We start from the raw sequence: 21,785 nt of genomic DNA, 5'->3' as shown, positions 1-21,785 counted from the left end.
CGTGACCGGCCCGTCGGCAGCGGCGGGCCGCCGACGTGACGTTGTCGCGACGGGACGTCAGATCAGCCCTTCACCGCCCCGCCGAGCCCGGCACCCCGCAGGAACAGCCGCTGGAACACCAGGAACAGCAGCACCGGGATCAGCGTCGAGATCGCGAGCGCCGCCATCAGCACCCCGAGGTCCGTCGTGGCCTGCAGCGAGGGCAGGCGCACCGACAGCGGCTGGATGTCCGGGTCCCGCAGCACCAGCAGCGGCCAGAGGAAGTCCTTCCACGACGCGATGACCGCGAACACGGACACCACGCCGAGGATCGGCCGGCTCATGGGCAGCACGATCGACCAGAACAGCCGGAACGGCCCCGCGCCGTCCACCCGCGCGGCCTCGAACACCTCCCGCGGCAGGGAGTCGAAGAACCGCTGCACCAGCAGCACGTTGAACGCGCTCGCCCCGGCCGGCAGCCACACCGCCCAGTAGGAGTTCATCAGCGACTCCCCCCACACCGGCGGGTCCAGGATCACCAGGTACAGCGGCACCAGCAGCACGACCGCCGGCACGAACAGCGTCGACAGCACCGCCGCCTGCACGACCTTCCCCCACCGCGGCCGCAGCACCGACAGCAGGTACCCGCCGGTGGTCGCGACCAGGATCTGGCTCGCCCACGCCCCCGCCGCCAGCACCACCGTGTTGAGGAAGTACCGGCTGACCTGCACGTCGGTCCACGCCGCCGACAGGTTCCCCCACGCGACGCCGTTCGGGAACACCGACAGCGGCGTCCGCAGGATGTCCTGCGTCGGGGTGACCGCGAACTTCGCGAGCAGCAGCAGCGGGCCGAGCCCGCACACCACGAGCAGCACCAGCAGGACGGCGTGCGACAGCCGCATCGAGCGCCGCACCAGGGGCCGGCGCCAGTCGGCGGCCGACAGCGCGGCGCGGTCCTCCTCGTCGCGGCGCCGGCGGGGCCGACGCGCCCGCGGGGCGGCGGCCGCGGTGGCGGCGGGCACGGCCACCGCGGCGGGGGCGGCGGGTGTCGTCGAGGTCGTCATGACGTGCTCCAGGACCGGGTCAGGCGGAAGTACGCGACGGACAGCACCGCGAGCACGACGGCGAGCATGAGGCTGAGCGCGGTGGCCGCCCCGTAGTCGCCGCCGAGGCTCTGCCCGAACGCGTACCGGTAGACGAGCAGCAGCACCGTGATCGTCGCGTTCGCGGGGCCGCCGTCGGTGAACAGGTACGGCTCCAGGAACACCTGCGCGGTCCCGATGATCTGCAGGATGAAGGTGATGAGCAGGACGCCACGCAGCTGCGGCATCGTCACGTGCCAGACCTTGCGCCAGACGGACGCCCCGTCGACCTCGGCCGCGTCGTACAGCTCGCCCGGGACGGACGTCAGCGCGGCCAGGTAGATGATGATCGTGCCGCCCGCCCCCGCCCACGTGGCCTCCAGCACGAGCGACGGCATCGCCCAGCCCGCGTCCTGCAGCCACGGCACCGGGCCGGCGCCGACCCAGCCGAGCATCGTGTTGAACACGCCCTCGGGGCGCGCGTCGAAGAAGAACTTCCACAGCAGCACCGCCACCACCGGCGGCACGACCACCGGCAGGTAGGCCAGCGCGCTGAACAGCCCCTTCCCGCGCCGGACCTCGCTCATCAGCACGGCCGCGAGCAGCGGGACGGGGTAGCCGATGAGCAGCGCGAGCACCGCGAACCACAGCGTGTTCCGCACCGCGGTGCCGAGCAGCGGGTCGGCGAGGACGTTCCGGAAGTTGTCCAGCCCGACCCAGGCGGTGGTGACGAGGTTGGTCTCCTGCAGGCTCATGAGCACCGCGCGGCCGATCGGCAGCCAGGAGAACAGCCCGAACACCAGGAGCAGCGGCAGCGCGAAGACCAGCGTGCTCAGCCCCCCGCGGCGGACCCAGGTGACCGGGGTCCGCCGCGGGCGGCGTGCACGAGCGACGGGGTGCAGGGACGCCACGTCAGCCCGCGTTCTTGTCGAGGACCGCCTGCACCTGCGCGTCCGCCTGCTCCAGCAGCGCGTCGATGTCGGCGCCCTCGTCGGTCAGCACCGCCTGCACCACCGTGTCCAGCGCGCCGTACAGCTCCTGCGTGGAGCCGGCCGGCTCGGGGACGAGCGGCTGGTCGAAGATCACGTCGGTGAAGCCGGTCATCTGGTCGAGCGGCACGTTGATCAGGTCGGCGATCCACTCCTGCGACTGCTCGTACTGCTCCTGGGAGAAGATCGGCAGCACCGGCGTCCCGACCGGCTGGTCGGAGGCCACGAGCGTCTCCGCGTCCTGCACGGCGGCCTGCTCGTCGGTGAGCTTGCGCAGGTAGTAGAAGTCGATCCACTTCACCGCGGCGTCCTTGACCTCCTCGTCGGCGGACGTGCTGACCGCCGCGAGCGTCCCGCCGCCGAGCACGCCGGCGTCGTCGCCCTCGAGCGGCACGGCGGTCAGGCCGTAGTCGTCGGGGTTGATGGCGTTGGTCTGCACGAGCGAGGTGTAGACGTCGGAGCCCGACGTGAACATGCCGACCTGACCGGCCGCGAACGCCTGGTTGATGCTGGTCCAGTCGAGCAGGAAGTTCGCGCCCATCGAGCCGTCCTCCCACCGGAGGTCGTGCAGGTACTCGAGGGCCGCCTTCGTGCCGTCGTTGTCGAGCGTCGCCGTGTAGGTGCCGTCGTCGTTCACCTCCTGCACACGCCCGCCGCGCGCGTAGGTCGCGACGGTCAGCTGCCAGCCGCCCGTGTTGTCCTGCGTCATCGTGGCGTAGCCCGCCTGGCCCGTGGCGTCGGCGATGGCCTTCGCCGCGGTCCGCACCTCGTCCCAGGTGGTCGGCGGGTCGTCCGGGTCCAGCCCCGCCTGCGCGAACAGGGTGCGGTTGTAGTGCAGGCCGATGCCGTAGACCGACTTCGCGGGGATCGCGTACACCTTGCCGTCCGCGCCGGTCCCGGCGTCGAGGACGTTCGGGTTGAAGTCCCCGGCGTAGGGCAGCTCCTGGAACTGCGCGTCGATGTCGGCCAGCTGGCCGTTCTCGATCAGCGTCTTGCCGTCGGTGAACGGGATCTCGAAGACGTCCGGCAGCGTGCCGCCGGCGAGCTGGGCGGCGAACGTCGTCGCCTTCCACTCGTACTCCTCGGGCTGGACGTCGATGTCCGGGTTCGCCTCCTCGAACTGGGCGACCTGCTCGTCGAAGGCGTCGAACGCCTCCTGCTCCGAGCCGGGCAGCAGCGAGACGACGCGCAGGACGGTCTTGCCGCCCGCGGTGCCCTCCCCGTCGCCGGCGTCGTCGGAGCCGCTGCTGCACGCGGCGAGCAGGGTGAAGGACAGCGCGCCGGACAGGGCGATCGCCGTCGTGCGTGAGGACCTCATCGTCACTCCTCGGTGTCGGGTGGTGCGGGTGTGGGCTGGATCGGTCAGGGGGTGCCGGCGGCGCGGAGCCAGGCCGCGGCGTCCGGGGGCAGGCGGTCGTCGTCGAGCGGGCGGCTGGCCAGCAGCACGCCGGCGTGCGCGGGGAGCGCGACGGGGTCGGCGGTCAGGTTGACGACGCACAGCACGTCGTCGCGGGCGAAGGCCAGGACGCCCGCCGGCGCGTCGAGCCACCGCAGGTCGCCGTCGCCGAGCCCGGGCTCCGCGCGCCGCAGCGCGAGCGCCCGCCGGTACAGCGTGAGCATCGACGCGGGGTCGTCCGCCTGGGCCTGCGCGGTGCGGGCGGCCCAGTCGTCGGGCTGCGGGAGCCAGGGGGTCACGCCGTGCGGGGCGAACCCGAACGGCGGCCGGTCCCCCGACCACGGCAGCGGGACGCGGCAGCCGTCGCGCCCGGGGTCGACGCCGCCGGAGCGCGCGTGCATCGGGTCCTGCACCGCCTCCGGGGGCAGGTCCTCGACCTCCGGGAGGCCCAGCTCGTCGCCCTGGTAGACGTACAGCGAGCCGGGCAGCGCGGCGGTGAGCAGCGCCGCGGCGCGGGCCCGCCGGGTCCCGAGGTCCAGGTCGGTCGGCACGCCGGCCCGCTTGGTGGCGAACGCGAACGAGGAGTCCGCGCGGCCGTACCGGGTCACTGGGCGGGTGACGTCGTGGTTCGACAGCACCCAGGTCGCCGGGGCACCCACCTCGCGGTGCGCGGACAGGGTCCGGTCGATCGACGCGCGCAGCGCCGCGGCGTCCCAAGGCTGCGCCATGAAGTCGAAGTTGAACGCGGTGTGCATCTCGTCCGGGCGCAGGTACGCGGCGAACCGGTCGGTGTCCTCCAGCCACACCTCCCCGACCAGCACGCGCGTCCCGGCGTAGGAGTCCGCGACCTTGCGCCACGCGCGGTACACGTCGTGCAGCTCGTCCCGGTCCACGTGCGGGTGCGCCCCGGGGGCGACGGCCGCGCCCGGCCCCGGCACCTCCGGCAGGGCCGGGTCCTTCACCAGCAGCGCCGCGGAGTCGATGCGGATGCCCGCCACGCCGCGGTCGAACCAGAACCGCAGCACGTCCTCGTGCTCCGCCCACACGTCGGGGTGCGTCCAGTTCAGGTCCGGCTGCTCCGGGGCGAACAGGTGCAGGTACCACTCCCCCGGCGTGCCGTCCGGGTCGGTGGTGCGCGTCCACGTGGACCCGCCGAAGCTCGACACCCACTGCGTCGGGATGCCCGAGCCGTCCGGCCCGGTGCCCGGGTGGAACCAGAACCGCGACCGCTCCGGCGACCCCGGGCCCGCCGCGAGCGCCGCCCGGAACCACGGGTGCTGGTCCGAGACGTGGTTCGGCACCACGTCGACGACCGTGCGGATGCCGAGCTCGAGCGCCTCGGCGATCAGGGCCTCCGCCTCGGCCAGCGTGCCGAACGCGGGGTCGATCGCGCGGTAGTCGGCGACGTCGTAGCCGCCGTCCGCCAGCGGCGACGCGTACCAGGGCGTGAACCACAGCGCGTCGACGCCCAGGTCCCGCAGGTACGGCAGCCGGCTCCGCACGCCCGCGAGGTCCCCGGTCCCGTCACCGTCACCGTCCGCGAACGAGCGGACGTAGACCTCGTAGATGACGGCGTCGCGCCACCACGTGGGGTCGGTCGGGGGGTGCACCACGGCGTGCCTCGTCCTTCGTCGGCCGCGCTGTCGCGACGGGTGCCCGGTCCGCGGTCGGCGATGACCGCGTAGCAGGGACACTAAATCCGACGACTGCTTCCGCGCAAGAACCCGACAGCACTGTTACCGAAACGCGACCCACAGCCCCGACGCCGAGCGGGCGCGCGTCGGCCCGCCCCAGCGCCGGTGAGGTCGTCACACGCGCACGAGGTCGTCAGTCCTGCGGGACGACCTCGTGCAGGACTGACGACCTCGGCGGCCGGAGGGGCGCGCGGCCCTGCGGGTCAGACAGCGGGGGCGGGGGCGGGCGCGGTGCTGCCGCGGACGACGAGCTCCGGCTCGAAGAGCAGCTCGTCGGTGGACACCGGGTGCCCGCCGATCAGCCCGACCAGCAGGTCGATCGCGGCGCGGCCCATCGGCTCGATCGGCTGCCGGACCGTGGTCAGCGGGGGCTCCGTGCAGTTCATGAACAGGGAGTCGTCGTACCCGACGACCGACACGTCCTCGGGCACCCGCTTCCCGGCGCGCCGGGCGGCGCGGATCGCCCCGAGCGCCAGGGGGTCGCTGGCGCACACCAGCCCGGTCACGCCCTGCCGCAGCAGCCGGGTGGCGGCGGCCTGCCCGCTCTCCAGCGAGTACGCGCTGCGCACCACCACGTCGTCGTCCAGGGTGAGGCCCAGCCGGGCGGCGGCGGCCCGGGCGGCGTGCAGCTTGCGCTCCGACGGCACGTGGTCGACCGGTCCGAGCACGAGGCCGATGCGCGTGTGCCCGAGGGACGCGAGGTGCCCGACGGCCTGCTCCACGGCGACCTCGTCGTCGCAGGACACGCGCGGGAACGGCAGCTCCTCGATGGAGGCGTTGATCAGCACGACCGGCAGCCCCCGGTCGGCGAGCAGGCCGTAGTGCTCGTGGTCCGCGCCGCGCTGCGCGAAGTTCCCGCCGGCGAACACGATCCCCGACACCTGCTGGGCGAGCAGCAGGTCGACGTAGTCGGCCTCGGACACGCCGCCCGCGGTCTGGGTGCACAGCACCGGCGTGTAGCCCTGCTGGGCCAGCGCGCCGCCGACCACCTCCGCGAACGCCGGGAAGATCGGGTTCTGCAGCTCCGGGAGCACCAGGCCCACCAGGCGGGCGCGCTCCCCGCGGAGCTTCGTCGGGCGCTCGTAGCCGAGCACGTCGAGGGCGGTGAGCACCGCCTGCCGCGTCTGCTCGGAGACGCCGGGCCGCCCGTTGAGCACGCGGCTCACCGTGGCCTCGGAGACCCCGACCTTCTGCGCCACCTCGGCGAGTCGACCCGACATGGCCGCAACTCTACGACTTCAGCTTGCAAGCGGCTTGCAGGGCGTGTCAGGCGCTGGCGCAGGGCGCGTCAGGCGCTGGCGCAGCGCGCGTCAGGCGCTGGCGCGGGCCGGCGTCCGGAGCCGCTCGGCGATCTGCCGGCCCCAGGCCTCGACGGCCGCGAAGTCCCGGTGGTCGCCCTCCTTGGCGCGGGCGCCGGCGATGAGCGCCCGCTCCGCGAACGCGAGCTCGCTGCGCAGCAGCCGCCCGGCGAACGCCCGGTGCCCGATCGCGCCGACGTCCTGCATGAGCGCCCGCAGCTCGTGCGGGCTGTTCGCCGACGCGGCGGGCTGCGTGGCGAGACCGGACGAGAACACCCAGACGTCCCGCTCGCGGAGCCCGTCGGCGAACCGGACGGCGAACTCGCGCGCCGCCGGGAGCCAGTGCGCCGTGTACACCGCGGAGCCGAGCACGACGGCGTCGTACCCGGCGAGGTCCGTCACCTCGTCCGGCGCGGCCTCCGCCACGGTGTGCCCGTCGGCGCGCAGCACCGCGGCGATCGCGGAGCCGATCTCCGCCGTGGCACCGTGGCGGGACGCCACCGTCACCAAGATCTGCATCGCTCTGCCCTCCTGCGGCTGGAAGATCGGCGGCGCCCGGACCCCCTGCCCGGGCCGGCACCGCCTTCACCATGGTGTGCGCCGGCGGCCCCGAAGTCGTGGGCCGGAGGTCCCTCTGCTCCGCGCGGGGCGGCCCGGACGGCCCCGGACCAGCGGCGACGCCGGCCTCGCGTGTGACGCGCGTCATGCCTCCAGGGGGTCGCGCTCCAGGTCCGGGATGCCCGCCTGGGCCGCGCGCAGCGCCCCCGCGACGTCGGTCAGCCGGGCCAGCTGCTCGGCGTCGAGCGCCCCGCCGACGTAGTGCGCGATCGCCTGCACGTGCCGCCGGCCGACCTCCCGCTGCAGCGCCGCGCCGGCCGGGGTCAGGGCCACGACGACGCCGCGTCCGTCGCCCGCGGCGGGCGCCCGGCGGACCCACCCCGCGTCCTCCAGCCGCTCGACCATCCGGCTGAGGCTCGGCTGGCTGAGCAGGCTCGACTCCGCCAGGTCCCGCAGGCGCAGGCCGCCCGGGGCGCCGGACAGCGTGAACAGGACGTCGTACTCGCGCAGGCTCACGCGGTCCCAGATCGGGTCGCGCTGCAGCCGCCGCATGATCGCGACCTGCGCGCGGAACAGCTCCTCCCAGGCGACAGCGGCCGCCCGTGCGTCCGCGCGCGCGCCGTCCTGCGCCGCGGCCCGGGCCTCGGGCTGCTCCTGCGTCGTCATCGTCGTCCCGTCCTGTTCATGCGTCTGCATCCACCCGCACCCAACCCTGCCGGAGCCGCGGGTGTTCCGCGGGTCCCCCGGCGCCCGGGGCCCTCGGCGTACGCTGACCCGCATGCAGAACGACGGGGTCCGGTCGACGTACGTGCTGGTCGACGGCGAGAACATCGACGCGACCCTCGGCTCGTCCATCCTCAACGGCCGCCCGACGCCGGAGCAGCGACCCCGGTGGGAGCGCGTGCTCGAGTTCGCGCACCGCACCTGGGGGCAGCAGCCGAAGGGCCTGTTCTTCCTCAACGCCACCAGCGGCACGCTGCCGATGTCGTTCGTCCAGGCGCTGCTCGCGATCGGGTACCAGCCGATCCCGCTGGCCGGCGAGGGCAAGGTCGTCGACATCGGCATCAAGCGCACCCTGGCGGCGCTGGCCGACCGGCCGGGCGACGTGCTGCTCGCGTCGCACGACGGCGACTTCGCCCCGGAGATCGAGGCGCTGCTCGGCGGCGACCGCCGTGTCGGGCTGCTCGCGTTCCGGGAGTTCACCAGCACCGCGCTGTCGCACCTCGCGGAGCGGGGGCTCGAGGCGTTCGACCTGGAGTCCGACGTCAAGGCGTTCAACGTCACGCTGCCGCGGCTGCGGATCATCCCGCTCGACGAGTTCGACCCGCTGCGCTACCTCTGACGCCGATGGCCGGACGCGACGTGGCCGAGGCCGTGCTGCCGGGCGAGCGCGTGCTCGTGCTCGTCCGGGCGGTCAACGTCGGCGGCGGGTCCGCGCTGCCGATGGCGGACCTGCGCGCCGCCGCGTCCGGGCTCGGGCACGGGGACGTCGCCACGCACCTCGCGACCGGCAACCTGCTGCTGACGCCGGCGCCCGGCTCCCCCGCGACCGTCGCCGGCCTCGCGGAGCGCCTGACCGCGGACCTGGCCCGGGAGCTCGGGCGGCCGCTCGCGCTCACGGTCCGGACGCGGCCGCAGCTGGACGACGTCGTGGCGGCGAACCCGTACCCCGACGCCGCGCGCGACGACCCCTCGCACCTCGTCGTGCTGTTCTTCGACGGGCCGGTGCCCGACGGCGAGGTGGACCTGTCCCGGTACGGCCGCGAGCGCGGGACGTGGCGCGGGTCGCAGGGCTACGTCCACTACCCGGACGGCATCGGCCGGTCGAAGGTCACGGCCGCCGTCCTCGACCGCCTCGCGGGCCGCACCGGCACGGGACGGAACTGGCGCACGGTCCTGGCGCTCCAGGCGAAGCTCGCGGGCTGACCCCCCGTCCACGCGCGTGCCCGCGTGGGTACGGTGGCCGCATGGCGACCCTGTTCACGCGCATCATCGACGGCGAGATCCCCGGGCGGTTCGTCTGGGCCGACGAGCACGCCGTCGCGTTCGGCACCATCGCGCCGATCACCGACGGCCACGTCCTGGTCGTCCCCCGCGCCGAGGTGCCCCGGTTCACCGACGCGGACGACGACCTGCTCGCGCACCTCGTGGTCGTCGCCAAGACGATCGGCCGGGCGCAGGAGGTCGCGTGGGACGCCCCGCGCGCGGCGCTGGTCGTCGCCGGGTTCGAGGTCCCGCACCTGCACCTGCACGTCCTGCCGGCCTGGGGCGAGGGCGAGCTCAGCTTCGCGAACGCCCGCCACGACGTGCCGGCGGAGGAGCTGGACGCGGCCGCGGAGCGCCTGCGGGACGCCCTGCGCACGGCCGGCCACGGCGCCCACGTCCCGCGCACCCTGGCGTCCCCGGCGCTCTGACGCCCGGCACCGGGGCCGGGTGGACCCGGGTCAGGCGACCGGGTCGTCCTCGCCGTAGGGAGCCAGGCGGAGGGTGCGCGCGTCGGTGGCCAGGATCCGGTCCGTCACCGCCGCGAGCGACTCCTCCGTGTCCGTCCCGGCCCGCACGAACCGCCCGGACAGCGCGTCGAGCCGCCCGGAGCCGAACGCGTCCACCAGCTCGACCGTCGCCTCCACCGGGGTCCACTCGCTGCGGTCGTCGTGCAGCGGCATCCCCTGGGTCATGTCGGTGACGACCACCCCGGGCGCGACGTCCAGCACCCGCACGCCGCGGTCCGCGTACTGCCGGTCGAGCATGGTCGTCAGCCGGGCGAGCGCACCCTTGCTGATGCCGTACCCGGTGTAGACGCCCGACGGCCGGTGCCCGGAGCCCGAGTTGATGTTGACGACGTGGCCCGTGCCCCGCGCCAGCATGCCCGGGAGCACCGCGTGGGTGACCAGCAGCGGACCGCGCACGTTGACCTCGATGACCCGCCACACGTCCTCCGGGTCGTCCTGCGCCAGGTCCACCTCGCGGCGCTCGATGACCCCGGCGTTGTTCACGAGCAGCCCGAGCCCGCCGCGGTCGGCGAACGCGGCCTCGGCCCGGCCCACGACGGCCTCCACGGCGGCCCGGTCCACGACGTCCGCCGGCTCGACGACCACCAGCGCGTCCGGCCGGGCGGCGCGGGCCTCGGCGGCGACGGCGTCCAGGTGCTCGCGGGTGCGGCCGACCAGCGCGACGTCCCAGCCGGCGCGCACGAGCCCGAGCGCGATCCCGTGCCCGATGCCGCGCCCGGCCCCGGTGACGAGAGCGGTGCGGGGGCCGGGGGTCGAGGGGGCGTGCGGGCTGCTCGGCGTCGTCATGGCCCCATCGTCGCGCATCGGTGCCGGCCGGGGCCGCGCTCCCCCGACGCCACTCGGCATACTGGCGCCACGGGGGACGTTCGGGCGACGGGGCCACGCCGCCCCACCCACCGATCGTCAACGAGGGAGCCGCCCGTGGCCACGGACGCCGCCGATCCGACCCGTGCCCTGCCGGGACCGCCCCTGCGGGTGCGGTTCCCGTCCGTCAGCCCGTCCGTCCGGGACTTCCTGGCGACCGAGGCCGGCAGCGCCGTGTTCCTGCTCGCCGCCACGGTGCTCGCGCTGGTGTGGGCGAACTCCCCCTGGTCGGGCTCGTACGACGCGCTGTGGTCGACGTCCGCGGGGTTCCACCTGGGCTCCTTCGGGCTGGACCTGGACCTGCACCACTGGGTGAACGACGCGGCCATGGCGGTGTTCTTCTGCGTCGTGGGCCTGGAGATCAACCGCGAGGTCACCAGCGGCGAGCTCCGTGACCGGCGGACGATCGCCGTCCCGGCCCTGGGTGCGCTGGGCGGCCTGGCCGTCCCGGCGGTGATCTACCTGGCCTTCAACGCCGGCACCGAGGCCGCGCACGGCTGGGGCGTCGTCATGTCGACCGACACGGCGTTCCTGGTCGGCATCCTCGCGCTGTTCGGCCCCGCGTGCCCCGACCGGCTGCGGCTGTTCCTGCTGACGCTGGCGATCGTCGACGACATCGGCGCGATCACGGTGATGGCCGTCTTCTACAACGACGGCGTCGACCCGGTGGCGCTGGGCGTGGCGGGGGCGCTGGTCGTCGCGATGCTGGCCCTGCGCTGGCTCGGGGTGTGGCGGCTGACCCCGTACGCGCTGGTCGGCATCGCGCTGTGGTTCGCGGTGAACGCCTCGGGGGTGCATGCGACGCTCGCGGGCGTGCTCGTCGGGCTCCTGCTGCCGTCCCGGGCGATGTCCCGCGACCACGTCGAGCGGGTGCCGGAGTGGGCCAGCGGCCTGGTCGCCGACACGACCGCCGACCGCGAGCACCTCACCGAGCTGGCGGCCCGCGCGGCCGTGCCGACCAGCGAGCGCCTGCAGCGCGTCCTGCACCCGTGGTCCGCGTTCGTCGTGGTGCCGGTGTTCGGGCTGGCGAACGCGGGCGTGCGGCTGGACTCCGAGGCCCTGCGAGCGGCGGCGACGTCCCCCGTGACGATCGGCGTGGCGGTCGCGCTCGTGCTCGGCAACACCATCGGGATCACCGGCGCCGCGACCCTCGCGATCCGGACGGGGCTCGGCCGGCTGCCCGGGCGCGTGCGGTGGGGGCACCTGGTCGGCGGGGCCGTGCTCGCGGGCATCGGGTTCACCATCTCGCTGTTCATCGCGGAGCTGGCCTTCGAGGGCGCGCTGCGCGAGCAGGCGAAGATCGGCATCCTGGCCGGGTCCCTCGTCGCCGCCGTGCTCGGCACCGTCCTGCTGCGGATCCTCGGCGACAAGCTGCCGCTGTGCTCCCCCGACGACGACCCGCCGCCGGGGCTGCCGCCGAGGCCGTGGGTCGCGGGGTCCTGACCGGCCCGTCAGCGCGCGGCTGCTGCCAGGGCCACGGCCTCGCGGAGCGCGGGCAGCTCGACCGGCCCGCGGTACCGCTCGCCCTGCACGAGCAGCGTGGGCGTGCCCCGGATGCCGAGCCCGAGGCCGCCGACGTAGTCCGCCTCGACCCGGTCCGCGAACCGCTGCGCACCCGGCCCGGCCGCCGCCTCGGGGTCGACGCCCAGGCGCGCGGCGGCCGCGCGCAAGTCCGGCTCGGTCAGGTGGTCCTGCTGGGCGAACAGCGCGCGCTGCATCTCCCAGAACAGGCCCTGCTCCGCGGCGGCCTCCGCCGCGAGCGCCGCGATCAGCGCGTGCGGGTGCACCTGGAACAGCGGGAAGTGCCGCCACACCAGGCGCACGCCGCCGCCCGACTCCTCGACGAGGGTGCGCAGGACCGGCTCCGCGGAGCGGCAGTACGGGCACTCGAGGTCCCCGTACTCGGTGATCGTGACGGGGGCGGCGGGGTCGCCGAGGACGAGGCGGTCGTCGGACATGCCCCCAGCATCCCCGATCAGCGCGGGCGCATGGGCGGGCTCGCCGTGCCGGCGCCGCGCACGATGCCCGTGAGGAGCTGCCGCATCGCCTCGACGCCCGTGTACCGCGGCCGGAAGCCGATCTCGCGCTCCGCCCGGCCGGTGTCCATGACGGGCACGGACGCGGCGAGGTCGAACCACCCGGGGCCGATCGGGGCCAGGCGCGCGTGCCAGGCGGCGGCCAGCCCGGCGCGGACCGGTCCGTGCGGCACCTCGCGCCACTTCCCCTCGGACAGCGACGCGGCGACGTCGCCGGCCCGGATGACGCCCGGCCCGGCGATGTTGTACGCCCCGGGCGCCTGCCGCACGATCGTCTGCCGGAAGGCCTCGGCCAGGTCGTCGGCGTGCACCGCCTGCACGCGCACCCCGGCGGGCCACGGCAGCACCGGCAGGTTCCCGTCGAGCAGCCCCGCCGGCACGAACGGCCCGAGGAAGTACCGCTTGATCTCGTGCCCCGCGGCGTGCTGGAACACCAGCGCGGGCCGCAGCCGGGCGATCGTCAGCGTGGGGTACCGCAGCTCGGCCTCGTCCAGCAGGCGCTCGACGGCGACCTTGTCGACGCTGTAGTCGGACGTGCGGACGCCGCCGGTGTCCCAGTCCTCGTCGCGGGGCTCGTCGGAGTACGACGGCGAGTAGGCGCCGATGGACGACGCGACCACGAGATGCGGCACGCGCGCCCGGACGACGGCGGCCAGGACGCGCCGCATCCCGTCGACGTTCACGCGGCGCAGCTGGTCGCGGTCGTGGCTCGGCTGGATCAGCCAGGCGAGGTTGACGACGGCGTCCGCGCCGCCGACCACCCGGGTCAGGCGCTCGACGACCGGCTCGTCCGGGCCGCGCGCGCCGATGTCGACCGCGTGCCAGTCGACCGTGTCGTAGGGGGCGGGCGGCGGGCCCTGCGGAGCCCGGCGGACGACGCCGACGACGGAGGTGACGATGTCGTCGCCGCGCAGCCGGCGCAGCAGGGCGGTGCCGACGTTGCCGCTGGCACCGATGACGACGACCCTCACGGCCGGTCCCGCTCGGTCCCCGGCTGCCCGGGCTCCGCGTCCCGCGCGAACGCCTGCTCGCGCGCGACCGTGCCGAGCCGGGTCAGCGTCGCGATCTGGCCGTCGGCCTGGTCCAGCAGCCGGCGGACCCGCTCGCGGTCCAGGCCGAGCTCGTCGGCCCAGACGTCGAGCGTCTCCCACAGGCCGCGCTTGGCGGTGACCGCGCCGCGCATGACGTCGAGCTCGATGACGGCCGACAGCGGCGACGGGCTCGACAGCCGCCCGTTCGGCTTCAGCCGCCCGACCCGCTCCGTGACCGCGATGCCCACGCGCTTGAGCACGCTGGGGTTCACGTCGAGCCGGTACGCCGTCTCGCGGAGCCACTCGCGCTCGTCGGTCACCTCGTCGGCGATCCGGCGCAGCGCGGGGCCCAGCGGCGTGTCGGCGTACGCCTCGGCCATGCGCCCGAACCGCGCGCTGCCGCCCGTGGCCCCGGCGAGGTGGTCGCCGAGGTACGTCTGGAGCAGCGCGCGGTCGAGCTGCCTCACGGGGTGTCGGCGCCGCCGCCGTCCGCGCCCTCGGCACGAGGGTTCAGGTTGGCCGCCTCGGCGTCGGTGTCCGCGTCCGTGTCGGCGTCGCCGCCGTCGGCCTGCTCACCCGTGCGCGGGTTGAGCATCGCGGGGTCGGAGTCCGGGTCCTCGGCGGGGTCGTATCCCTTGCTGGTGGTGTCGTCGGTGCTCATGGGCCCACGGTGGCACCGTCGCGGTCGCCTCGCACGCCGGAGGGGCGTCCGGATCACGACGGAGGACCTACGTCCCTGGTGTCCGCCCGCCGGGGATGGTGCGCGACCGCCCCGCCGCGCTGGTTACCATCGAACGGTGTCCTCAAACGGTGAGCCGGTCGACGTCGTCCTGGTCGGTGGCGGCATCATGTCCGCCACTCTCGCAACGCTGCTGTCGGAGCTCGAGCCGTCCTGGCGGATCGAGATCGTCGAGCGGCTGGACGGCATCGCCCTGGAGAGCACCGACGCCTGGAACAACGCCGGCACCGGCCACGCCGCGCTCTGCGAGCTGAACTACACGCCGGAGCGCGCCGACGGCTCGATCGACATCGCCAAGGCCGTGACGATCAACGAGCAGTTCGCCCTGTCCCGCGAGCTGTGGGACCACCTGCGCGACCAGGGCCGGCTGCCCGACGACCGGTTCCTGTCCCCCGTGCCGCACGTGACGTTCGTCCGCGGCACCGCCGACGTCGACTACCTGCGGCGCCGGCACGCCGCCCTGACGGCCCACCCCCGGTTCGCCCACCTCGAGTTCACGGACGACCCCGCGACGATCGCGCAGTGGGCCCCGCTGGTGATGGCGGGCCGCGACCCCGGCGAGCCGGTCGCCGCCACCCGCGCCGACGACGGCACGGACGTCGACTACGGCGCCCTGACGCGGCACCTCGTCGACGACCTGGTGGCGCGCGGCGCGACCGTCCGGCTGCAGCACGAGGTCCGCCGGGTCCGCCGCCGCCGCGACGGCTCCTGGCGGCTGCACCTGGTCGACCGGTCGTGGAACGCCAGCCCGACGCGGTCGACGCTCGACGCGCGGTTCGTGTTCATCGGCGCGGGCGGCGGCGCGCTGCGGCTGCTGCAGGCCTCCGGCATCGACGAGATCAAGGGCTACGCCGGCTTCCCGATCAGCGGGCAGTTCCTGCGCACCACCGACCCGGACGTCGTCGCGCAGCACCGCGCGAAGGTCTACGGCAAGGCGGCCGTGGGCTCCCCGCCGATGTCCGTGCCGCACCTCGACACCCGCGTGGTCGGCGGCACCCCGGCCCTGATGTTCGGGCCCTACGCGGGCTGGAGCATGAAGTTCCTCAAGCAGGGCTCGTGGCTGGACCTGCTGCGCACGGTCCGCCCGGGCAACGTCGTGCCGATGCTCGCCGTCGGCCTGCACAACCTGGACCTGCTGAAGTACCTCATCGGCGAGGTGCTGGCGACGCGCGAGGCCCGCCTGCGCACGCTGCGCGGGTTCATGCCGTCCGCCCGGTCCCGCGGGTGGGAGCTCATCACCGCCGGGCAGCGCGTCCAGGTGATCAAGCGGGGCAAGGGCGGGGGCGTCCTGGAGTTCGGCACCGAGCTGGTCACCGCCGCCGACGGCTCGATCGCCGGCCTGCTGGGGGCCTCCCCCGGCGCGTCCACCGCCGCGGCGGCCATGCTCGACCTGCTCCAGCGGTGCTTCCCGGCGCGCTTCGACGGCTGGCAGCCGCGCCTGGAGCGGATGATGCCGGGCCTCGCCGCCACCGCCGGGGCCGCACCCGCCGGGACCGCGACCGGCCCGAGCGGCCCCGCCGTGGACGCCGACGGGCCGGACGCGGACCCGGACCTGCCGACCGCGGACCCCGCGACCCCGGGCGCGGCGACCACGGACCTCGCGACCCCGGACCCCGCGAGCCCGCACGAGGACCGTCGGCGCGACGAGAGCGCGCCGGTCGCCGCCGACCCCGCGCCGGTGCGCCGGCCGCGGCGCCCCGTCCCCCCGCGACGCCGGGACACCCCGGTCGCCTGATCCCCGCGGCTGCGGCACGGTGGGTCCATGAGAGCCGTGGTCCTGAACTGCACGCTGAAGCCGTCGCCGGAGCCGTCGAACACGGGTGCGCTGGCGCAGGTCGTCGTCGAGGCCCTGGAGGGTCACGGGGTCGAGGTGCGGACCGTCCGGCTCGCCGACCACCACCTCCCGCCGGGCGTCGAGTCCGACCTCGGCGAGGGCGACGAGTGGCCGGCGGTCCGGGAGGAGATCCTGCGCTCGGAGATCCTGGTGCTCGCGACCCCCACCTGGGTGGGCCACCCGTCGTCCTACGCGCAGCGGGCGCTGGAGCGGCTGGACGCGATGATCTCCGAGACCGACGACGACGGCCGCCCGGTCGCCTACAACCGCGTCGCGGGCGTCGTGGTCACGGGGAACGAGGACGGCGCGCACCACGTGATCTCCGAGATCGCCGGCGGGCTGGCCGACATCGGGTTCACGATCGCCCCGCAGGCCTGGACCTACTGGAACCGGGGCCCCGGGCCGGGCCCGAGCTACTCGGAGACCGACGAGGGCCACGAGTGGAGCCACGCGACGGGACGCGCGATGGCGCAGAACCTGGTGGGGGTGGCACGCGCGCTGGCCGCCGTCCCGCTGGGCCCGCCCGCGAGCTGACAGACGGGTGGCCCGGCCGAGCCGCCCCCTGCGGGCTCGGACGGGCCACCCCACGCCGTCGGGTCCCTCCACCGTCCGGCCGTGTCATCCGTGTAGTCCGCAGGGAGCGCCGGTTCGTCACACCGGATCGGTGTGACCCGTGTCACAGCGAGTCACACCGGCCCGGGCCCGCCGTCACAGCGGGGTCACAGCCCGAGGTCGAGCACCACCCGCCCGTCGATCGTGCCGGCCTCCATCCGCGTGAACACGTCGTTCACCGCGTCCAGCGGGCGCAGCTCGTACTTGGTGCGGACGGCCCCGCGCGCGAAGAAGTCGACGGCCTCGATCATGTCCAGGCGGGTCCCGACGATCGACCCGCGCACGGTCAGGCCCCGCAGCACCGTGTCGAAGATCGACAGGGGGAAGGTCCCCGGCGGCAGCCCGACCAGCGACACCGTGCCGCCGCGCCGCAGCATCGACAGCGCCTGCGGGAACGTCGACTCGCTCACGGCCGTCACGAGCGCCGCGTGCGCGCCGCCCACCAGGTCGTGCACCGCCTCGCCCGGGTCGCCGTCGCGGTAGTTCACCACCAGCTCGGCGCCGTACTCGAGCGCCGACGCGCGCTTCGACTCGGACCCCGTCACCGCGATGACGCGGTAGCCCATCGCGGCGGCGTACTGGATCGCCATGTGGCCGAGCCCGCCGATCCCCGACACGACCACCCAGTCGCCCGGCTTCGCGCCCGTGACCTTCAGGCCCTTGTAGACGGTCACGCCCGCGCAGAGCACCGCGGTGACGCCGGCGGTGTCGACGCCCTCGGGGATCCGCGGCGCGTACCGGGCGTCGACGAGCATGTACTCGGCGAACGAGCCGTCCACCGAGTAGCCGGAGTTCTGCTGCGCGGTGCAGAGCGTCTCCCAGCCGCGCAGGCAGTCGACGCAGGTGCCGCAGGCGGTCGCGAGCCAGGCGTTGCCCAGGCGGTCGCCCTCCCGGACCCCGCGGACCTCCGCACCGACGGCGACCACGGTGCCCGCGCCCTCGTGACCCGGCACGAACGGCGGGACCGGCCGGACGGGCCAGTCGCCCCGCGCGGCGTGCAGGTCCGTGTGGCAGACGCCCGAGTAGTCGACCCTCACCAGGGCCTCGTGCGGTCCCGGCACCGGCACCGGCCGCTCCTCGACCACCAGGGGGGCACCGAGGTCGCGCACGACCGCGGCCTTCATCATCTCGGGCACGGCGGATCTCCTTCGATCTTTGTGAACGCTGTCACAATCACGGTAGCGACAGCGACAGGCGGTCGGCCCAGGACCTCGGGCCCACCGCCGCTGCGGATGCGCAGCCCCCGGCGTGCTGCGACGGTGAGGGCATGACCAGCACACTCGTCCTCGTCCGCCACGGGGAGAGCGAGGGGAACGTCGCCGCCACCCGCGCCGAGCGCGCCGGGGCCGAGTCGGTCGGCATCACCACCCGCGACGCCGACACCCCGCTGTCCGCCACCGGCGAGGAGCAGGCCCGGGCGCTCGGCGCCCACCTCGCGACCCTCCCCGCCGACCAGGCCCCCCAGGCGCTGTGGTGCTCGCCGTACGTGCGGGCCCGGCGCACCGCGGAGCTGGCGGTCGAGAAGGCCGGCCTCGACCTGCGGCCGGTGGTCGACGAGCGGCTGCGGGACCGCGAGCTCGGCATCCTCGACGGCTGGACGAGCCACGGCGTCGACGCCCGGTTCCCGCAGGAGGCGGCCCGCCGCGACCACCTCGGCAAGATGTACTACCGGCCGCCCGGCGGCGAGTCCTGGGCCGACGTCGCGCTGCGGCTGCGCTCGCTGGTCGGGGACCTCACGCGCCGCGAGCAGGGTCGCCGGGTGCTCGTCGTCTGCCACGACGCGGTGATCTGGCTGCTGCGGTACGTGTGCGAGGGCCTCACGGAGGACGAGCTGATGGCGCAGGTCGCGGAGCGCAGCGTGCGGAACGCGTCGCTCACCGTGCTGACCGGCGGCCCCGACCGCTGGACCGCGGAGCAGTTCGACGAGGTGGCCCACCTGGCCGGCCGGGACTCCGCCGTCACCGAGCACCCGGGCCAGGGCGATGACTGACGCGCCGGCCCTCACCCCCGCCCTGCTGCGCGGCTGGCCGCTGCCGGCGCGCGACGGCGACAAGGACGCGCGCGGCGCGGTGCTCGTGGTGGGCGGCGCCCGCCGCACGCCCGGCGCCGCGGCCCTCGCCGGCCTGACCGCGCTCCGGATCGGCGCCGGGCGGCTCACGCTCGCCGTCGCGGAGTCGGTCGCGACCGCGCTGGCCGTGGCGACGCCCGAGGCCGGGGTGCTGGGGCTCCCCGAGTCCGGCGACGGCTCCCCCACCGGCAGCCCCGGCCCGCACCTGGCCCAGGAGCTGGACCGCGCCCAGGCCGTCGTCGTCGGCCCGGGCCTGGACGAGCCCGAGGGCTCGGCGGCGCTGGTGCGGGTGGTGCTCGACGCACTGACCGGCTCCGACGCCGCCGTGCTGCTCGACGCGTTCGCGCTGGGGGTGCTCCCGGGTCTCGACGGCGAGGTGACGCTGCCCGAGGGCCGCACCGTGCTGACGCCGAACCTCGCGGAGGCGGCCCGCCTGCTCGCTGTCGACGACGTGGCGGCCGCCGACGCCGCCGCGCGGGTCGCGGACCGGTGGGGCGCCGTCGTGACCTGCGCCGGCACCGTCGCGCACCCCGACGGACGTCGCTGGGTGTCCGCCACGGGCTACGCGGGGCTGGGCACGTCGGGCAGCGGGGACGTGCTCGCGGGAGCGGTCGCGGGGCTGCTCGCGGGCGGGTGCTCCCCCGAGCAGGCGGCGTGCTGGGGCACCGCGGTGCACGGCAGCGCCGGGGACCGGCTCGCCGCGCGGGTCGGGCCGCTCGGCTACCTCGCGCGGGAGCTCGCGGACGAGGTCCCGGCGCTCCTCGTCGAGCTGCAGGCCTGACGGGCTCCGGCCGGTCGACCTCGGCGGTCAGCCGCGGCCGGGGCCGCCCACCTCGGCCACCCAGTCGGACGCGAGCGTGTACCGGAACAGGGTGACGGTCGGCTCGGTGATCTCCAGCAGCGGGGAGGACAGCGTGACCTCCTCGCGGCCGGACAGCCGGCCGGTCCCGGGGTCGATGAGCAGCACCCGGACCGTCGGGGCGGGGTCGGACGCCGGTGCCGGCACGGAGACGGCCACGGTGCGCCTGCCGAGCCGGTCGGTGACCTCCCCCGCGAGCGTCACGCCCGGCTCCTCGGCCAGCACCGTCCAGACCGCCGACTCCAGCGCGGACGGCAGCACGTACCGGTCGGCCAGGTCCGTGACCGCCAGGTAGACGCACCAGGCGCCCGACGCCGGGTCCCCGTCGGGCCCGCAGCCGACACCCGCCAGCGGCTCCAGCAGCTCCGCCCGCAGCGCCGCGGGGTCGAGCGGCAGGTCGCGCACCGCGTCGGGGTCCATCTGCCCGGCGGGGAGCCGGTCCACGACGGCGTCCTCCGGCGCGGTGCCGGGCGCACCCAGGCGGCCGTCCGCCTCGAGGTGGGCGCCGCGCCACTCGGCCATGGTCCAGGAACCGTCCTCGCCGATCCACGACTCCACCACGGTCGGGTCGATCGTGGTGCTGCTCCCGCCCGCGCCGTCGTCGGTGGTGGACATCAGCCAGCTCTGCGACAGGGAGTGCTGCACGGGGCCGGCCGGCTCGGGGTCGTCCTGGTCCGCCGCCGCGGCCGCGAGGTCCAGCAGGGTGTCCCGCGCCGGGTCGCCCGCGCCGGCGGCCAGCTGCTCGGGGTCCAGGGGGTACGCGAGCATCGGCGGCGAGCCGAGCGCGACCGCCGGGGCCGGGTCCTGCCCGGGCAGGACGCTCAGGCCGACGGCCACGGCCGCGGCGGCTGCCGCGACTCCCGCCGCCGCCGTCCACCAGCGCCGCGCGTGCCGGGGCCGGAGCTCCACGACGTCGCCGCCGGGGACCGGGGCGTCCTCCGGGAGCGTCGCGTCCGGCGCGAGCGTCGGGCCCGGAGCGCCGTCGCGCGGGACCGCCACGATCCGGGCGATGGCGGCGGCGACCGCGGCCTCGTCGGGCTGCGGGTCGCCGGCGGTCCCCGGCTCGAGCCCGTGGCCCGCGACGGCGGCACGGAGCGCCGCGACCTCGTCGAGGGCCGCGCGGTCGTCGGCGTCGTCGTCGGCACGGCGCTGGTCGGCACGGTGCTGCTCGGCGGCGCGGTCGTCGGTCATCGGCGTCTCCTCTCCGGGTCCGTGGCGGTGACCGGCGTGCTGCCCCGGTCGGGGTCGTGGGTGCGGGCCGGGCGGTCCGTCGGGGACTCGCCCTCGCCGTCGAGCAGGGCCGCCAGCCGGGCCCGTGCGCGGGACAGCCGCGAGGTCAGCGCGGTCGTCGAGCAGCCGAGCACGGCGGCGGCCTCAGCGGGAGCGAGCCCCGCCCAGACGGTCAGCGCCATCGCCTCGCTCTCGGCGGGCGGGAGCTGCGCGAGCAGCCGGCGGGCGCGGTCCGCCGCGGCGAGGGCGTCGGCGGGGTCCACGGCCGCGGGGCGGGTCGGCTCCATCGCGGCGATCCGGCCGACGACGTGCGCGGCGCGCCCGTGCTGCTCCCGCACGTGCAGGATCTTGTGCCGGGCGACGGTGAACACCCAGGGGCGCAGCTGCTCCGGGGCGGACGGGGCGTCCGCCCACCGGCGCCACAGGACCAGGAAGGTCTCGGAGACGACGTCCTCGGCGAGGTGGTCGGGCACCTGCCGGCGGGCGTACCCGCGGACCTGGGGGGCGAGGAGGCGGTAGGCAGCGGCGAACGCCGCAGCGGCGTCGTCCACCACCGCGTCGGCCGGTTCAGCCCCCTCGTCGCCGCCCGTCCCCACGTCACCTTCAGATCATCCGCTAGCACGTCGTCGCCGACATCGTACGGACCGAGAAGCTGCCCACCGACGTCGAGCTCGTCTGCGCGCCCGCGTCCCAGCACGTGTCGGAGCCCGTGCCGCCCGGGCCGCTGTAGACGCGGACGTCCACGGAGGTGCGGTTCCAGACGGAGCGCGCGACGCCCACCGGGGACTCCGCGAGACCGACCGCGCCCGTGGACCAGAAGGCGCCCGTGTAGCCCGTGCCCGACCACACGCAGAACGCGCCGCTCACGCACTGCCCCATGCTCAGGCGGGTCGGCAGGACCTCGTCGGCGGCCTGCGCGGGGGCTGCGGCGGCGGACAGGGTCAGCGCGAGGGCGGCGGCGGCGAGGGCCGCCCGGGCGCGGGAGGCACGGGAGGTGCGGGGG

24 protein-coding genes are annotated in these 21,785 nt (G+C 75.7%); 8 read left to right on the top strand and 16 right to left on the bottom strand.

The window, feature by feature from the left end; genetic code table 11:
- Positions 1-62 precede the first annotated feature (62 nt).
- The 7 genes from KJP73_RS10795 to KJP73_RS10765 all read right to left on the bottom strand — a co-directional run bounded on the left by KJP73_RS10795 (position 63) and on the right by KJP73_RS10765 (position 7,662).
- On the bottom strand, positions 63-1,043 hold the full coding sequence (locus KJP73_RS10795; protein ID WP_213282865.1) for a carbohydrate ABC transporter permease: 981 nt from the start codon (positions 1,041-1,043) through the stop codon (positions 63-65).
- A complete protein-coding gene (locus tag KJP73_RS10790) occupies positions 1,040-1,972 on the bottom strand; it encodes a carbohydrate ABC transporter permease (RefSeq protein ID WP_213282864.1) in 933 nt (310 codons plus the stop codon). The genes KJP73_RS10795 and KJP73_RS10790 overlap by 4 nt, the downstream gene beginning before the upstream one ends.
- Position 1,973: 1 nt before the next feature.
- The gene (locus tag KJP73_RS10785) at positions 1,974-3,368 is read right to left on the bottom strand and encodes an ABC transporter substrate-binding protein (RefSeq protein WP_213282863.1); all 1,395 of its coding nucleotides are present in this window, start codon (positions 3,366-3,368) and stop codon (positions 1,974-1,976) included.
- Between the two features lie 44 nt (positions 3,369-3,412).
- Positions 3,413-5,059 (bottom strand): glycoside hydrolase family 13 protein, encoded by a 1,647-nt coding sequence (locus KJP73_RS10780; protein WP_213282862.1) that lies wholly within the window; start codon positions 5,057-5,059, stop codon positions 3,413-3,415.
- Positions 5,060-5,343: 284 nt separating this feature from the next.
- A complete protein-coding gene (locus tag KJP73_RS10775) occupies positions 5,344-6,360 on the bottom strand; it encodes a LacI family DNA-binding transcriptional regulator (RefSeq protein WP_213282861.1) in 1,017 nt (338 codons plus the stop codon).
- 90 nt (positions 6,361-6,450) lie between these two features.
- Positions 6,451-6,957 (bottom strand): flavodoxin domain-containing protein, encoded by a 507-nt coding sequence (locus tag KJP73_RS10770; RefSeq protein ID WP_213282860.1) that lies wholly within the window; start codon positions 6,955-6,957, stop codon positions 6,451-6,453.
- 183 nt (positions 6,958-7,140) lie between these two features.
- A complete protein-coding gene (locus tag KJP73_RS10765) occupies positions 7,141-7,662 on the bottom strand; it encodes a MarR family winged helix-turn-helix transcriptional regulator (RefSeq protein ID WP_213282881.1) in 522 nt (173 codons plus the stop codon).
- Positions 7,663-7,774: 112 nt separating this feature from the next.
- Here KJP73_RS10765 and KJP73_RS10760 point away from each other — a divergent pair, with 112 nt between their 5' ends.
- From KJP73_RS10760 to KJP73_RS10750, 3 genes are read left to right on the top strand one after another with little or no spacing between them, the layout of a single operon-like run.
- A complete protein-coding gene (locus tag KJP73_RS10760) occupies positions 7,775-8,338 on the top strand; it encodes an NYN domain-containing protein (RefSeq protein WP_213282859.1) in 564 nt (187 codons plus the stop codon).
- A 5-nt stretch (positions 8,339-8,343) separates the two neighbouring features.
- Positions 8,344-8,922, top strand: coding sequence for a DUF1697 domain-containing protein (locus KJP73_RS10755; RefSeq protein WP_213282858.1), 579 nt, complete (start codon positions 8,344-8,346; stop codon positions 8,920-8,922).
- Between the two features lie 41 nt (positions 8,923-8,963).
- Positions 8,964-9,410 (top strand): HIT family protein, encoded by a 447-nt coding sequence (locus KJP73_RS10750; protein ID WP_213282857.1) that lies wholly within the window; start codon positions 8,964-8,966, stop codon positions 9,408-9,410.
- Between the two features lie 30 nt (positions 9,411-9,440).
- Here the strand turns inward: KJP73_RS10750 and KJP73_RS10745 are convergent, their stop codons facing one another.
- Positions 9,441-10,295: an SDR family NAD(P)-dependent oxidoreductase gene (locus KJP73_RS10745; protein WP_213282856.1), complete on the bottom strand. Its 855-nt coding sequence runs from the start codon at positions 10,293-10,295 to the stop codon at positions 9,441-9,443.
- 135 nt (positions 10,296-10,430) lie between these two features.
- Between KJP73_RS10745 and nhaA the strand changes: the two genes are divergently transcribed.
- On the top strand, positions 10,431-11,816 hold the full coding sequence (nhaA, locus tag KJP73_RS10740; RefSeq protein ID WP_213282855.1) for a Na+/H+ antiporter NhaA: 1,386 nt from the start codon (positions 10,431-10,433) through the stop codon (positions 11,814-11,816).
- A gap of 8 nt (positions 11,817-11,824) precedes the next feature.
- Here nhaA and KJP73_RS10735 read toward each other — a convergent pair whose 3' ends face one another.
- The 4 genes from KJP73_RS10735 to KJP73_RS10720 are packed head-to-tail and all read right to left on the bottom strand — an operon-like array spanning position 11,825 to position 14,101.
- Positions 11,825-12,331, bottom strand: coding sequence for a DsbA family protein (locus tag KJP73_RS10735; RefSeq protein WP_213282854.1), 507 nt, complete (start codon positions 12,329-12,331; stop codon positions 11,825-11,827).
- A gap of 17 nt (positions 12,332-12,348) precedes the next feature.
- Entirely contained in the window at positions 12,349-13,380 is a 1,032-nt protein-coding gene (locus KJP73_RS10730; protein ID WP_213282853.1) for an NAD-dependent epimerase/dehydratase family protein, read from the bottom strand.
- Positions 13,377-13,907: a hypothetical protein gene (locus KJP73_RS10725; protein WP_213282852.1), complete on the bottom strand. Its 531-nt coding sequence runs from the start codon at positions 13,905-13,907 to the stop codon at positions 13,377-13,379. Before KJP73_RS10725 ends, KJP73_RS10730 begins: the two co-directional genes overlap by 4 nt.
- On the bottom strand, positions 13,904-14,101 hold the full coding sequence (locus tag KJP73_RS10720) for a hypothetical protein (protein ID WP_213282851.1): 198 nt from the start codon (positions 14,099-14,101) through the stop codon (positions 13,904-13,906). The genes KJP73_RS10725 and KJP73_RS10720 overlap by 4 nt, the downstream gene beginning before the upstream one ends.
- Before the next feature lie 136 nt (positions 14,102-14,237).
- Between KJP73_RS10720 and mqo the strand changes: the two genes are divergently transcribed.
- Positions 14,238-15,914: a malate dehydrogenase (quinone) gene (gene mqo / locus KJP73_RS10715; protein ID WP_283770230.1), complete on the top strand. Its 1,677-nt coding sequence runs from the start codon at positions 14,238-14,240 to the stop codon at positions 15,912-15,914.
- 27 nt (positions 15,915-15,941) lie between these two features.
- On the top strand, positions 15,942-16,547 hold the full coding sequence (locus tag KJP73_RS10710; RefSeq protein WP_213282850.1) for a flavodoxin family protein: 606 nt from the start codon (positions 15,942-15,944) through the stop codon (positions 16,545-16,547).
- 185 nt (positions 16,548-16,732) lie between these two features.
- Here KJP73_RS10710 and KJP73_RS10705 read toward each other — a convergent pair whose 3' ends face one another.
- Positions 16,733-17,752: a zinc-dependent alcohol dehydrogenase gene (locus KJP73_RS10705; RefSeq protein WP_213282880.1), complete on the bottom strand. Its 1,020-nt coding sequence runs from the start codon at positions 17,750-17,752 to the stop codon at positions 16,733-16,735.
- Positions 17,753-17,892: 140 nt separating this feature from the next.
- Here KJP73_RS10705 and KJP73_RS10700 point away from each other — a divergent pair, with 140 nt between their 5' ends.
- Together KJP73_RS10700 and KJP73_RS10695 are read left to right on the top strand one after the other, a co-directional pair.
- A complete protein-coding gene (locus KJP73_RS10700) occupies positions 17,893-18,615 on the top strand; it encodes a histidine phosphatase family protein (protein ID WP_213282849.1) in 723 nt (240 codons plus the stop codon).
- Positions 18,608-19,474: an NAD(P)H-hydrate dehydratase gene (locus KJP73_RS10695; protein WP_213282848.1), complete on the top strand. Its 867-nt coding sequence runs from the start codon at positions 18,608-18,610 to the stop codon at positions 19,472-19,474. Before KJP73_RS10700 ends, KJP73_RS10695 begins: the two co-directional genes overlap by 8 nt.
- Positions 19,475-19,501: 27 nt before the next feature.
- Here KJP73_RS10695 and KJP73_RS10690 read toward each other — a convergent pair whose 3' ends face one another.
- The 3 genes from KJP73_RS10690 to KJP73_RS10680 form a co-directional block, all read right to left on the bottom strand.
- Positions 19,502-20,743, bottom strand: a complete 1,242-nt coding sequence (locus KJP73_RS10690; RefSeq protein WP_213282847.1) for a CU044_5270 family protein — start codon at positions 20,741-20,743, stop codon at positions 19,502-19,504.
- On the bottom strand, positions 20,740-21,378 hold the full coding sequence (locus tag KJP73_RS10685) for a sigma-70 family RNA polymerase sigma factor (RefSeq protein WP_213282846.1): 639 nt from the start codon (positions 21,376-21,378) through the stop codon (positions 20,740-20,742). The genes KJP73_RS10690 and KJP73_RS10685 overlap by 4 nt, the downstream gene beginning before the upstream one ends.
- A 19-nt stretch (positions 21,379-21,397) precedes the next feature.
- Positions 21,398-21,785 (bottom strand): peptidase inhibitor family I36 protein (locus tag KJP73_RS10680; RefSeq protein ID WP_213282845.1); only part of this gene is annotated, 388 nt, incomplete at its 5' end.

It is taken from the genome of Cellulomonas hominis, from assembly GCF_901521055.1.
Lineage (GTDB): Bacteria > Actinomycetota > Actinomycetes > Actinomycetales > Cellulomonadaceae > Cellulomonas > Cellulomonas endometrii.
The sequence above is the reverse complement of the archived record's forward strand: the minus strand, read 5'-3'. Positions and strand labels throughout refer to the sequence as shown.